This window comes from Enterobacter sp. CFEC122, from assembly GCF_052983755.1.
On sequence record NZ_JBRIQR010000066.1, the window covers coordinates 1 to 12,624 of the forward strand.

Annotated in this window: 12 protein-coding genes and 3 pseudogenes; 11 read left to right on the forward strand and 4 right to left on the reverse strand. The window is 46.7% G+C overall.

Annotation, left to right across the window (positions count from 1 at the left end; all coding sequences use genetic code 11):
* Nucleotides 1-112: 112 nt before the first annotated feature.
* From ACVCAM_RS25000 to ACVCAM_RS25015, 4 genes and pseudogenes are all read left to right on the forward strand, one after another.
* A pseudogene (locus ACVCAM_RS25000) lies at nucleotides 113-410 on the forward strand (hypothetical protein); the annotation flags it as partial.
* A gap of 30 nt (nucleotides 411-440) precedes the next feature.
* Nucleotides 441-749 (forward strand): annotated as a pseudogene (locus ACVCAM_RS25005) (integrase core domain-containing protein); the annotation flags it as partial.
* A gap of 84 nt (nucleotides 750-833) precedes the next feature.
* On the forward strand, nucleotides 834-1,274 hold the full coding sequence (locus ACVCAM_RS25010; RefSeq protein WP_447093726.1) for a hypothetical protein: 441 nt from the start codon (nucleotides 834-836) through the stop codon (nucleotides 1,272-1,274).
* A 126-nt stretch (nucleotides 1,275-1,400) separates the two neighbouring features.
* Nucleotides 1,401-3,608 (forward strand): hypothetical protein, encoded by a 2,208-nt coding sequence (locus ACVCAM_RS25015; RefSeq protein ID WP_186984049.1) that lies wholly within the window; start codon nucleotides 1,401-1,403, stop codon nucleotides 3,606-3,608.
* 366 nt (nucleotides 3,609-3,974) lie between these two features.
* Here the strand turns inward: ACVCAM_RS25015 and ACVCAM_RS25020 are convergent, their stop codons facing one another.
* Nucleotides 3,975-6,596 (reverse strand): TrlF family AAA-like ATPase, encoded by a 2,622-nt coding sequence (locus ACVCAM_RS25020; RefSeq protein ID WP_016156502.1) that lies wholly within the window; start codon nucleotides 6,594-6,596, stop codon nucleotides 3,975-3,977.
* 295 nt (nucleotides 6,597-6,891) lie between these two features.
* On the opposite strand from ACVCAM_RS25020, the pseudogene ACVCAM_RS25025 reads away from it, so the two are divergent.
* From ACVCAM_RS25025 to ACVCAM_RS25055, 7 genes and pseudogenes are all read left to right on the forward strand, one after another.
* Nucleotides 6,892-7,137 (forward strand): annotated as a pseudogene (locus ACVCAM_RS25025) (hypothetical protein); the annotation flags it as partial.
* A gap of 169 nt (nucleotides 7,138-7,306) precedes the next feature.
* On the forward strand, nucleotides 7,307-7,525 hold the full coding sequence (gene ccdA, locus ACVCAM_RS25030) for a type II toxin-antitoxin system antitoxin CcdA (RefSeq protein ID WP_001568025.1): 219 nt from the start codon (nucleotides 7,307-7,309) through the stop codon (nucleotides 7,523-7,525).
* A 1-nt stretch (nucleotide 7,526) separates the two neighbouring features.
* Entirely contained in the window at nucleotides 7,527-7,832 is a 306-nt protein-coding gene (gene ccdB, locus ACVCAM_RS25035; protein WP_013023785.1) for a type II toxin-antitoxin system toxin CcdB, read from the forward strand.
* A 168-nt stretch (nucleotides 7,833-8,000) separates the two neighbouring features.
* Complete coding sequence (locus ACVCAM_RS25040; RefSeq protein WP_017899885.1) at nucleotides 8,001-8,396, forward strand: hypothetical protein; 396 nt, start codon at nucleotides 8,001-8,003, stop codon at nucleotides 8,394-8,396.
* 26 nt (nucleotides 8,397-8,422) lie between these two features.
* A complete protein-coding gene (locus ACVCAM_RS25045) occupies nucleotides 8,423-8,737 on the forward strand; it encodes a hypothetical protein (protein ID WP_053389906.1) in 315 nt (104 codons plus the stop codon).
* Nucleotides 8,738-8,747: 10 nt separating this feature from the next.
* A complete protein-coding gene (locus tag ACVCAM_RS25050; RefSeq protein WP_017899884.1) occupies nucleotides 8,748-9,764 on the forward strand; it encodes a hypothetical protein in 1,017 nt (338 codons plus the stop codon).
* 197 nt (nucleotides 9,765-9,961) lie between these two features.
* Nucleotides 9,962-10,756 (forward strand): site-specific integrase, encoded by a 795-nt coding sequence (locus ACVCAM_RS25055; RefSeq protein WP_004197635.1) that lies wholly within the window; start codon nucleotides 9,962-9,964, stop codon nucleotides 10,754-10,756.
* A gap of 86 nt (nucleotides 10,757-10,842) precedes the next feature.
* Here the strand turns inward: ACVCAM_RS25055 and ACVCAM_RS25060 are convergent, their stop codons facing one another.
* The 3 genes from ACVCAM_RS25060 to ACVCAM_RS25070 all read right to left on the reverse strand — a co-directional run bounded on the left by ACVCAM_RS25060 (nucleotide 10,843) and on the right by ACVCAM_RS25070 (nucleotide 12,145).
* Nucleotides 10,843-11,040, reverse strand: a complete 198-nt coding sequence (locus tag ACVCAM_RS25060; RefSeq protein ID WP_021312488.1) for a hypothetical protein — start codon at nucleotides 11,038-11,040, stop codon at nucleotides 10,843-10,845.
* A 179-nt stretch (nucleotides 11,041-11,219) separates the two neighbouring features.
* Nucleotides 11,220-11,522: a hypothetical protein gene (locus ACVCAM_RS25065; RefSeq protein ID WP_071571079.1), complete on the reverse strand. Its 303-nt coding sequence runs from the start codon at nucleotides 11,520-11,522 to the stop codon at nucleotides 11,220-11,222.
* Nucleotides 11,519-12,145 carry a ParA family plasmid-partitioning AAA ATPase gene (locus ACVCAM_RS25070; RefSeq protein WP_004197649.1) on the reverse strand — a complete coding sequence of 209 codons (627 nt, stop codon included), beginning with the start codon at nucleotides 12,143-12,145 and terminating at the stop codon, nucleotides 11,519-11,521. Before ACVCAM_RS25070 ends, ACVCAM_RS25065 begins: the two co-directional genes overlap by 4 nt.
* Nucleotides 12,146-12,624: the final 479 nt, after the last annotated feature.

The window sequence follows — 12,624 nt, forward strand, 5'->3', positions numbered from 1 at the left end:
GTGGAAGGCTTTTTATAATCAGGGAGGGGCTTAGCCCCTCCTTTTTTTAACAGTGACGGGGACTGCTAAAAATGAATGATGGCAGGCGGGATTTCACAGTAAAGGATGGATTATGTGTGATTTATGCAGGGCGGATGAGAATTACTTCCATACGGCAGAATGCGTGTATGACCAGCTGGTCAGTGAATACCCCGTGATGTGGCTGCGGGACTCGACCCGGATCGGGGCCTGCTACACCCTTCGTGAACTGCTGTCGCCGGAAGGCGATGGTGCTGGCCATACAGAACTCTCTCCCGATGAAGGGGTGGCGGCTTCGCATGCGTTACAACGAAGCCATTGACGAAGAAATTAACCCACAGCATGGTGACTGTATTGAACTACCCTCCAGAGCGGATGCCCTGCAGGCTTTCGTGGGGTCAGGGTCATTATCACAATTACTGAAAACCGATAATGGCTCTGAATTTGCAGGGAAAATGCTGGACAAATGGGTATATGAACGAGGGATCCGTATAGACTTCTCACGCCCGGGAACACCGACGGACAATGCCACTGTGGAGTCGTTTAATGGCAGGCTGCGGCAGGAATGTCTGAACGAGAACTGGTTCATGTCCCTGGAGGATGCACGGTGCAAAATCGAGGCCTGGCGCATACACTATAATCAGAGACGTCCCCATTCAGCGCTGGGCTGGATGACGCCATCTGAATTTGCCGAGAAGTCTGTCGGTTGCAAGAATATGCAGCCAACATGAGGCCGGTTATTCCTGATTATGACTGGAGCATATTCGGGGTCAGGGTCAGGCTATTAACCACTATGATAAACAGGAGTCTCAATAATGGGTGCAATTTACAAAGGACTACAGTTCAAAACAGCGCTGGAAGCACGATGGGCAGCCTTTTTTGACCTTGCTGGTTGGGAATGGCATGTGAATCCTGCATGCGTTGGTGACTGGTCTCCCGATTTCTGGGTCAGTTTTCCGTGCCATCACTCGGAATGTCATCGCCACACTTTACTTATAGCAGTATTATCTATTGATAATATTAAAGGTTTTGATTATCACCCAAGCTTAAAGCATGCTTTCTCTATCGAAGAGGATCCTCAGAGGATTCATAAATTTGTTGAGGCAGGTGCCGCTTTTGGTAGTAATCCAGATGTAACCACTTGGCAATCAGCTCACGGCTCCGGCGGCGGAACGCACAATGTTCCATTCTTCGTGCCAGACGCCAGTGAGCTGTGGCGAAGGACTGAAAACTTAGTGCTTCGCCAATCGGTTTAATGATACTTAAACTTGAGGAAGTAACGAATTCAGTGCGTGCCTGATGGGGATGCTCCCTATCCGACTCACTAGTTTATGGTGATAAGAATCATACATATTTAATTATAAAAAGAAAGGAAATAAAATATGAATAGAGATCAATTTTCCATATCATTAAGTAACTTAAAAAAATCTGACTGGGAACGATTTGAAGAATTAAGCTCTAGTTTTTTATCGGTTGAATTTGCAGGATTAAGAACCATGGCTTCACCATCTGGTGATGGAGGTCGAGATTCTGAAATATTTAATCCTAATGGTGTTTCTCATATTGCAATTCAATATTCTGTTACTGATAATTATGAAGATAAAATAAAAAGAACCGTAAAAAAATTAAAGGATAATTTCAAGGAGGTTACTCTTGTTATATACTGCACAAATATAGTAATTGGTGCGAAAGGCGATAAGATAAAAGCAGCCTGCATGTTGGATAATATTTACTTGGATATACGAGATGCAAACTGGTTTTTAGAAAGATTTGAGTCTGATGAAGTTTATTCAGTAGCAGCTAAAAGGCTTTTTGATGCCGTGGGAAGGCCAGTTTTAGAAGATTTAAAATTAATTGAAACTGAATCTAATAAGTTAAGCAGCGTTGAAGCTAAGGCAGCTTTAACGTTTCTTGGTTTGCAATGGAGCAATGAGGATAATGGTAAGGGATTAACAAAAATAGCGTTTGAGTCTTTAGTTAGAGCTGCGTTAAGAAATACAAACAGCAGTAACAGAATGAAAAGAGTTGACATTCATAAAACTATTATGAATTATCTACCAACAACAAACAAAGAAGATATTGTAAAGTATGCTGATGCTGCATTGTCAAAACTGGTAAATAAAACGGATAAGAAAAACTCAATTGTTAAAATTTGGGATAAGGATGATGAGTTTTGCTTGTCCTATGAGGAAATACAGAGGATAGAGATTAACTTAGAGAAAAATAAGGTTGAAGAGAGTATTTTTAATAAAGAGGTTAGTGCATTAATCGTTAATGAGGTGTCAGATGGAGATGTAAGTGATGATACTATTGAATTTTTAACAGTTAAGATATTAAAAGTGTTAGATAGATTTCTATTTAATTCAGGAGAGGAATTTGCTTTATCTGTGATAAAAGAAAGTATCATTGTGAAAAATGAAAGTGAGCTTAAAAATTGTATTTTTGAAGAGATAGATCAAGAGGGTTTTAACCTTCCTGACTTTCCTGATATAGCTCTAAATGTAATTTCACACATATTAAACTCTAGGTCTAGAGTAATAATTCAGCATTTAAAGAAAGCTTCTGACATATATACATTATTTTCATTTTTGAAAGAAACGCCTGATATTCAAAAGGTTACAAGGAAAATATTTAGTTATGGAACTATTTGGTTGGATACCACGATTGTACTCCCTCTTTTGGTTGAATCAATTTACAAAGATGAAAAAACAAAAAAATTCACTGAAACCTTACTTCTTTTAAATGATAGTGGAATTAAATTAAAAGTAACTGAAGGTGTTGTAGATGAAATAATACAGCATATCAATTTGTCGAAGCATTGTTCTCGAACTTTAACTTCAGAATGGAGCGGTAGAATTCCATTTTTATATTATCATTATCTTGAGGAAGGGCATAACCCATCGGATTTTTCTTCTTTCATCGAGTTGTTTCATGGTGAAGAAAGAAAGTTCGACGATATGACAGATTATTTGAATAGATTTTTTAAAATTCAAGTTGAGTCATTGTATGATGCTAGTCAGGAAGTTGATGAAGATGTACGATTTTCTATAGAGTCAATGTGGAGAAGAGCACATGAAACCAGAAGATCAAATGTTAATTCAGATAGAAAAACAGAGCCCCACGTAACTGATATTTTAATTAGAAATGATGTTGAAAATTACCTTGGGGTTATTGGGAAGAGAAGAAAGGAAACCTCTTCTGAATTAGGTTATAAACACTGGTGGTTGACAACAGATAAATTGGCTTGGATGATAAGACGTGATATCAGAGAGAAAATTAAAAACCCTCCGTCTTCTCCATTGATGTCATTAAATTTTATATCAGTAATGCTTTCATTTAGTACCATTAGGCATAATATAAAAAAAGATGACAGGAGAACTTTACCTTTGTTTTTCAATATCGACTCTACATATTACATGCCTAAAGATTTAATTGATATTGCAAATGAAGTCAGAATGAATAATAAAGATAAACCTGAGCATATTATAAGACGAAAGGTTAGAGATGCTTGTGATCATATGAAGAGGCGATATGGTAAGTATGCATCTTCTGGTAATGATATAATGAATGAAATTTTGGATGTCAAATGAAAATGAGTCAATTATATGTATTAGTATGATTACCTAGGCCGTGAGCTGGGCACTCATCTGATAACGACATTTTGGCTCAGTTTCCGTCAGGCCTGCCGGAGTGTGAACTTGAGCAGAACGGTTTCAGTGTGCTCAGCGCTTTTGTGTCGAACATGGGCATTTGATGCATGACTTACGGTTGTAATAATTGTCTCGTTTCGGGTGTTTAAGATTTCCATGAATTAATAATACACAAAATCTTAAAAGAGTGTTATTTTTACACTTTCTGCATTCCCTGTAAAATCTGTATTACGGGTTGTGTTATAACCGGAAATTGAAAAAGCCGCATATGCGGCTTTTTTTTACGGTAAGTAAAACCAGATGGCATCAGGTTTTACTTAGCCATGAACCGTAAACTTCCCTGCGTCGCTCGAATGCCTCCCGTCCTCCCTCCATCACTGAAATAATGTGCTGTTGTACAAGAGGGGCATCCACGCCTCCACCGGCAGCCTGGATCTTTCCGTCTGAGTATTCACAGGCACAGACATTCTCTGCATCTCCCAGCACTGGAATATTGGCATTGTGAGTGGCAAAGATAAATTGCGTACGGGGTTTCATCGCCCGGATGATTTTAATCACGTCGTCATAAATTGTCTGATTGTCCAGGTCGTCTTCGGGCTGATCGATGATCACCACATCATTATCCTGCTGATTCAGAACAAACAGCATTAAAGCTGAGGCGCGCTGACCCAGCGAATGTTGTTCAAGGGGTTTGCCCCGGAATTCAATGGAGTAGGTATTAGGTATTTGCCAGGCAATCAGCGATTCAATCTGCTGTTTCAGATACTCGCTGAATGTCTCTGCAGAGCCGCTGATAATCCCCGGGAGTTTGTCCCTGTTCAGCCAGAGTTCACCAAAGTCTCTGAAGGTGTCAGCCACGGTCTGGTAGGTACTTTCCCGCAGCCGGCTGCCGGTAAAGGCCTCTTTCAGAACGGCCTGCATGGCTTTTTTGTCGTTTGCAAAAGACGCCACGATCTTCAGGGGCGAGTCGGCCTGGCTGATGCCGGCCAACACGGCTTCAATTTCCTTATATTCTTCCACCCACAGTTCATACAATCGGCTCAGCGCCTCTGTAAGACTTTTCTCCAGTAACGCCTGACTGCTTTCAGCCCGGGTCAGCTCGTCAATTTTCTGTTCCGCAAGTTCCAGCTCGGCCTTCAGCTTCAGAAAGTCAGCCGGATCGGCTTTTTCCACACCTGCCAGCCGCAGCTCTTCAGCCAGGCCACGCTCTATTTCGGCAAATTCCTCCGTCAGCGCCAGCTTTTTCTCCAGAAAAGCCTGCTGCTTCGTATCGAGTTCTGTGAGGAGCCGGCGGGCGCCGTCTACGATGGTGTTCAGGGAACCGAGGTGGGCCGTGAAGCGATCATATCCCGCACAGTAATCATCAATGTCTTCCTGGTTATGCGCTGACTCATATTTCTGCTCCTGCTTCAGCCCATCGAGAGTTTCCCTGATCCCGTCCTGCAGACTGTCCAGCGCCCGGGTTGCCCGTTCAGTGGTACTGCTGAGATAGCGCTCATCCCGTCCGAAGGTGGTCTGACGCGCCAGTTTTTCTTCCATACCGTGCTGGGAATAAAAGCGCAGGCGGAACTGTGCATCCTTCTCTTTCGCCTGCCATTCGGCGAGTGTTTCTCCTGATGTTTTCAGACGACGATACTCGCGTAACCTGTCGAGGACGACTTCATTCTGCTGCCGGATTTTGTTCCGCACGGCGGCCAGACGCTCCCCGACCAGTTTTTCAATCAGGTCGTATTCAAATCCCGCGCCGGTATTGGAGAGATCTTTCTGGCCAAAATACACCGGCTTGTGCAGAACCGTTTCCCGGAGCGCGACACCTTGCGTGGGCTGACCGTCAAAAATGACCTGCGGCTCCTGGCCGAAAATGCGAGTTATCTGATAGGCCCGCCCGAGACGGCACACGGCGTCTACGGTAATTTTCCCTCCGCTTTTGAGTAAATTACTGACCAGATTTTCTTTGTAATCGCGGTCAGAAGCCTTCTCACCAAACGGAATGTCCAGGGCATAACGGATCCCTTCAAGTATGGAGGATTTGCCGCTGCCGCGGATCCCAATCAGGGTGTTCAGTTCCGGAGATAATTTCACCACGGTTCCACCGAGCGAACCGGCTCCCTCGAATGCTATCTGGCGGATATGGCTGTGGATCAGAGCCGGTTTCTCCACGCTTACGCGATGGGGAAAATCTTGGAGCGCAAAGCGGACAGCTTCAAAACTGTAATGACCCAGTTTCAGATAGCTGGCGGCTTTTCTGGCACCAATATGATCCAGCGTTTTGGCATCGCATCCCTGGACTTCAGCAGGATAGCGCTTACCGAGCACGCCATGAATTTTGACCCGCAGGTCATGGGTCATCACCTTCTGAAATCCCGACACGCGCCGGCGGATAAGCTCGTTATCAAAAAGCTCCCCGATCCTGCCAGGGCTCAGCCCACCCCATAACCCGTTATGGGCCTCCACGTGGGCAAACACAATAAAGTAATCCCGTTCGTACCGGTCAAGGCGCTGGATGGTCTGTGTGATATTTTCTGTTGAACGGGCATTTTCGTTCTCAAAATTATCAACGCCCGCAAACGTGGCCGTCAGGAAACTTTCAATATGGTTTGTCTGCTGCGGATTGATGAACCACTCATCAGCAAACACCACGAGCGTGTGCACACCGGACTGGCCATCATTAACGGACAGCTCCACGCCGGGAAGCAGTTCCATGCCTTCACGGCGCGCGGCTTTACGCAGTGCCTTAAACTCGCCGGGATCAAATTTATTGTGATTGGTGATCACACCGACGCCCACTTCCGCCCCTTTAAGGGCACTGACGTAGTCGCGAATATATCTGTCGGATTCTCCGGCATAGCGAAATTCCTTATCTGCCCGGGTATGCAGGTGAAAATCCACCTTGACCCAGCAGGATCCATTCTCAAATACGGGATACATTCCTGATACCTTTATTAAGACGCTGATGAATGCCCGGAGGCTTAATAATATCATTTATAGTAGGGCGATCGCGTTCCGGCTTCATTTTATTTCCGTCACCGGTTAATCAATCTTTGATCTGAATCCTGGCCGCATTTAACTGGTGACGAATGAGCGCGGTCGGCATATTTTTCAGATGTGCGGATTTCAGCAACAGAAGATGATGATTATTGCACCCTGAACAATAGTGCCTATGTGGCAACAATAATAAATGATTATTGCTATTTTTGTATTAATTCCCTTCTTTTCACTCGCAGATCCGATTTCTGTGAGTTCCGGATCTGCTTTCCGGCCTCCGGTGCGCAGCGGCCCGGAAACACAAGATGTAGCGGTGTTACCAGCTGAGGATGACGCTATATGTTGTGTCCCTCCCCTGCCCCGCGACCGGCCGCTCACCACCGGAAAACGCCGCTTTGCTTATTCTCTCACCGTGGCACACTTCCGGAAACTTCGTAAAGCGCGAAAAGTCGGATCCGGACGGAACGGCCGTCCTGTAATTTAACGGCGTGGCTGTATGGCTGCTTGTTATCTCTAAGGTGATTATTTTGTATGTGAATTTCACGAAGTGAAATTAATGGCGACATAACAGTATGTTTCAGGCGGGCGTGAGTCAGCTGCATCCTTACGCTATACTGATATGCATATCATCAGTATGTATTCCGGAGTGCATTATGAAGCAGCGCATCACTGTCACCATAGACAGCGACAGTTATCAGTTACTGAAATCCGCAGACGTCAATATCTCCGCCCTGGTGAACAGGGCCATGCAGAATGAGGCCCGTCGTCTGCGTTCCGAACGCTGGCAGGCTGAAAATCAGGAAGGGATGGCCGAGGTTGCCCGCTTTATTGAGATGAACGGTTCATTCGCCGACGAAAACAGGGACTGGTGAGATGCAGTTTAAGGTTTATGCCTATAAAAGAGAGAGCCGCTATCGTCTGTTCGTGGATGTGCAGAGTGACATCATCGATACCCCCGGGCGACGGATGGTGATCCCGCTGGCCAGCGCCCGGCTGCTGTCGGATAAGGTTTCCCGTGAACTCTATCCGGTGGTGCACATCGGGGATGAAAGCTACCGCCTGATGACCACGGACATGGCCAGCGTCACGTCCTCCGTCACCGGGGAGGAAGTGGCCGATCTCAGCCACCGGGAAAATGACATCAAAAATGCGATAAACCTGATGTTCTGGGGAATTTGACAGCCTCCCCGCCCTGAAAGACATCGAGGATGTCAAAACGAAGCATTGCCGCAGAGCTTAACCCTCAGCATGAACTGCCCTCCGGAGCGGATGCCCTGCAGGCTTTCGCGGGGTCAGCTTAAACGAACGGTTCACACAAACACCCTTAAGTCAGTAAAAGGAAACCAGATGAACAGAACTGATGGCGAACCAGAGACAGACGTGATGGCCACCGCTTTCAGCACCATGCGCAAGTACGGCATGAATATCATCACCGCCACGCAGCATATGGATATTAATGCTTACGTGAAATCCGATCCGCGGATGCCGAGAACGCGGCTGCGTCGTTACCTGGGACAGTACGGCCTGCGCGGTGAGGCCCTGAGCGCGGAGGTAAGACGTATCGTCGCTGGCCCTGAACGACCAGATAACACGCTGAAAGCCGGAATCTTCTATACGTGGCCCTATGGCTGGGAGCCTGCGGATTTCACGCCAGTGATGAGGCGCATTTTCAAGGGAAAGCGCACCCGCCATGTGATGTTGTTTGATGAACTGCCTCAGCTGTTTGGCAAGAATGACTATTGAACCGGATACTATTTTTGAGGCGAGGTATGGGTACACCAACATTTAGCTCATTTAACGATGTGGTCCGGGAGCTTGAGGATGTATATGGCCACCAGGAGCTGTGGCTTTATTCTGGCCTTAATGAGGACAGCCCCATCGAGACAGCCCGCAGGCGTCAGAAATGGCGATCTCCAAAAATTCTCAAACGAAACGGCAGAATGGTGGCAGAACAATCAGGCCAGCCTGATTTCTGGGTGCTCACGGGTGACTACCATCTGCCGCAGTCTGAACACAGCGCTCCGCCGTGGAAAGCCTGCCTCATCAATAAGGTCTTTAAAGTGTATTGTTCACTTCACTGTTAGGGAAAAAAACATGACCGACTGTGTTACCCGGACTGGTGACGACAAAACAATGTGGCTCGTGACATTGCCGGAGATCATTACAAATAACAGTACCCGCCAGGAGGAAAATCTGGTCGTTATTCTGAGCAGGGAGGAATCGTGGGGGCCAACTTCTGACCATTTTCCCGACGGATTGTACCGGGTCTCCTGCATAATGACACTGTACCTTGCCGATACCGAACTGACGAAGACTCAGACTTTCACTGCAATCTACTGGCCTCAACAGAAGGCCCTGCATCTGTTTACAGATGAGTTCAGACTGGAACGCCGCCTGCAGGGACTCGGCCTGGGTAGCTGGATCACGCAGCAGTTTGTTCTCTGGGCCAGAGGCCTTCCGCCAGCAACCCTGGTTTTGCCGATTGAAATTTCCCGGGTTGATGAAGAAAACGAAGAAAACAAGATCCGGAGGGACAGGCTGTGGCACGCAATGGGTTTCCGGTTCCCGGCGGGGGAAACCAGCTCAATGCCGCTGCGGGCAGACGAACTGCAGTTGCCACGGGGCAGGTGCTCAACGCTCCGGGTGGAGCCCCTGGTATCCGCGGTACGCCGGCTGGAAGACTGTTATCGCGGGCTGCAGGAAAAAATCGTGCAGCTCGAAGGCAAAAAACGGTCGCAAAAACAGTTAATTACTTCACTTAAGAATCGTCCATTTTATCATCTGTTGCACAGGAAAGAGGGCCAGCTCCCGGACGAGAAATGTGACGCCCTGCCGCTGCGGGCAGAAAAACTGTCTCTGCCGCAGAGCGGGGATTCAGACCTGGAGGTGGCGCAACGGGCAACCGGGGTCATCCGGCTGGCTACCCTGTGTGCTCAGTCGCAGAAAAGAATCCTGGAGCTGGAAAGGGAGCTTGCCTCGCAAAGTGAGGAGCTCGTTGACCTGCAGGCACATCCCTTTTTTAACCTGCGGGATAAATACCGCGGCCAGATCCTGTTCTGGGGATGGGGGATGGGTTTTCTGTGCTTTATCTACTGGATGTTGGTGTCATGAATGTTCCCGTTCCATAGCCACCCACTGAAGAGGAGTGAAACCTGTGCCCGAAAATATCGTGTCTACCGTCATTGACGGGGTAGTTTTGTTTGTGACTTCGTCTGTTTTCTGGCTGGCCGTCGCTGGCTGGTTAGTCATCCTGACTCCGGTAATATTACGAAGAAAATTCTCGGCAAAGAAAAAAATTAACAGAAATTATGAATAACCTGGTTCCAGTTGGATCTCCGGCATCTCCCGGAACATTGCTCCCGGTGGCCATCGATTACCCTGCCGCCCTCGCCCTGCGCCAGATGGCGCTCGTGCAGGATGAACTGCCGAAATACCTGCTGGCGCCGGAAGTCAGCGCCCTGCTCCATTACGTGCCGGATCTTCACCGCAAGATGCTGCTGGCGACGCTGTGGAACACCGGCGCGCGCATTAATGAAGCGCTCGCGCTGACCCGGGGGGATTTTTCGCTGGTGCCGCCGTATCCGTTCGTGCAGCTGGCCACGCTCAAGCAGCGCACCGAGAAAGCGGCCAGGACGGCAGGTCGTGCCCCCGCAGGCAGTCAGGTCCATCGTCTGGTTCCCCTTTCCGATCACCACTATGTCAGCCAGCTGCAGATGATGGTGGCCACCCTGAAAATTCCGCTGGAAAGACGAAACAAGCGCACCGGCAGAATGGAGAAGGCACGTATCTGGGAGATCACAGACCGTACCGTGCGCACCTGGCTTAGCGAAGCGGTGGAGGCCGCAGCGGCCGACGGGGTGACGTTCTCAGTACCGGTTACCCCCCATACGTTCCGTCACTCCTACGCGATGCATATGCTGTACGCCGGCATACCTCTGAAGGTTTTGCAGAGCCTGATGGGCCACAAATCGATCAGTTCCACGGAGGTCTATACGAAGGTGTTTGCGCTCGATGTCGCGGCACGGCACCGGGTGCAGTTTGCTATGCCGGAAGCTGAAGCTGTTGCGTTGATAAAAAAGTTAACCCCAAACCAATCTACATAGGTCAACTATGGGTAATACCCCAGGTTTCGACCTAAAGTAGTTCTTGTGTGGGAAACAGTCCAAGCTTAATGGGGGCTTATCCAGCCTCACTTTTTACAGCTTTCAATCACATTAATTATGTTCAGAAAGGCCCTCATTGCCCTAAAGAAAAAAAATGCAGCCATGAAAATAAGGAATAATTGAGATACAACTCCTGCTAAATCATGGTTGCTACCAGCCACTGATAGCAACGTAAATAGTAATGCAAGCGAAAAATGTAAGGCGATTGTAGTATTTGAATTCATGTATATCCCCTTATGTATAGGACTGAGGCCATCCGCAAATTTTCACTATCGCGAAGTTGTTGCCTCGATATAAAAGGTGTTACCACCCTGAACAAGATAACAAGATAACAAGATAACAAGATAACAAGATAACAAGATAACAAGATAACAAGATAACAAGATAACAAGATAACAAGATATTATCGTTGTTTCGCTTCTGCGATTAATCTGGATATCTCTGTTTTTGATAAACTTTTTAGTGCCTCTACCGCTGCCCTGACTACGTCAGAACGATTCACTCTGCTTTTACCTGAAATCATTTCACCCGCTATAAGATCATCAATGTCTTTTAAGTTTTCTTCAAAAAAGGAAATGCTCACTGGTTTTGCTTTACTTACAGCCAATGGTCTCTCTGAAGTCACTTTGGTATTATCAATACCAGCAGTACCACCGTTAATAAACGCTGCCTCATCACGAGATGGAGTATTTGCTCTATTTCTCACAGAATAACCTCTTTAACTAACGATTCGATTTCTTGTTGTGCTTTGTCATTTTGCGTTTCAAAAATTGTCATTGATTCTGCCCAGGCATCTCGATGCGCTTTTCGATCACAAACTCGGGAACTAGCCAGACGCATTTCAGGATAATCCTTGAGTACGTCAGCTGCCTGATTTGCTTCATTGACAAACATGTTCGTGGGCGTCATGTTTAAAACGAGATATCCCCGGACGTCCTCATTAAAATCTTTTGCTGCTGTAAAAACAGAGCATGTATGAGGCACTACATCCAGGTCCATCTGAGAAGGCCGCAACGGAGAAATGAATACGTCAGCGGCCATCAACCCACTACGCATTTCTGCACTGTCGCGGCCAGCACAGTCTGCGATGACAAAGTCATAAGATTTCTCGTGTTCCTTTAGCATGGCTTTGATGTTGCCTGTTGCGCCAGTAACCGGAATATGGGGAAGATCTTCAGGACGATTGTTGTACCAGGTCAATACAGATTTCTGGTCATCTGCGTCGACAATGATCACTCTATTGCCCAGTGACATCAGATACGCAGCTATAGATACCGCCAGTGTACTTTTACCAACCCCACCCTTTTGACTACCCAATACTATTATCATCATAGCCTCATATTAAATTGTTAAGTTAACAACTTAATATTGCCAAACAGGCGACAATATTGCAATTTCTTTATTAAGTTAATATCTTGTTAAGTTGTTAACTGTGTGATTTATAACTGAATTGTTTTTGTATCTTAACAAATTAGTAAGATGTTAGGATAACAAGATAACAATATAACAAGATAGCAAGATAACAAGATAACAAGATAACAAGATGGCAAAGTGGTGCCTTTATCCGAAATCCCCATAGAACCACATAATGCGGCTTTCAACTCCAGGCTACCTTTAGGGAGGGTAGTATCAACCAGTTATGACCGCGTGAAGCAAAAAGTGGGGCGTAGTGGGAAGCCTTTGAATCTTCGGTGTGTCGAAGTGGGGAGTCGGTGAGACAAATTTGGTAAAAGGTGGTGAGAAGCGGGATAGCTTCTCACTTCTATCCAAAAAGGTGTGTTGAAGTGGGAAGGTGCGTAAGTATATAC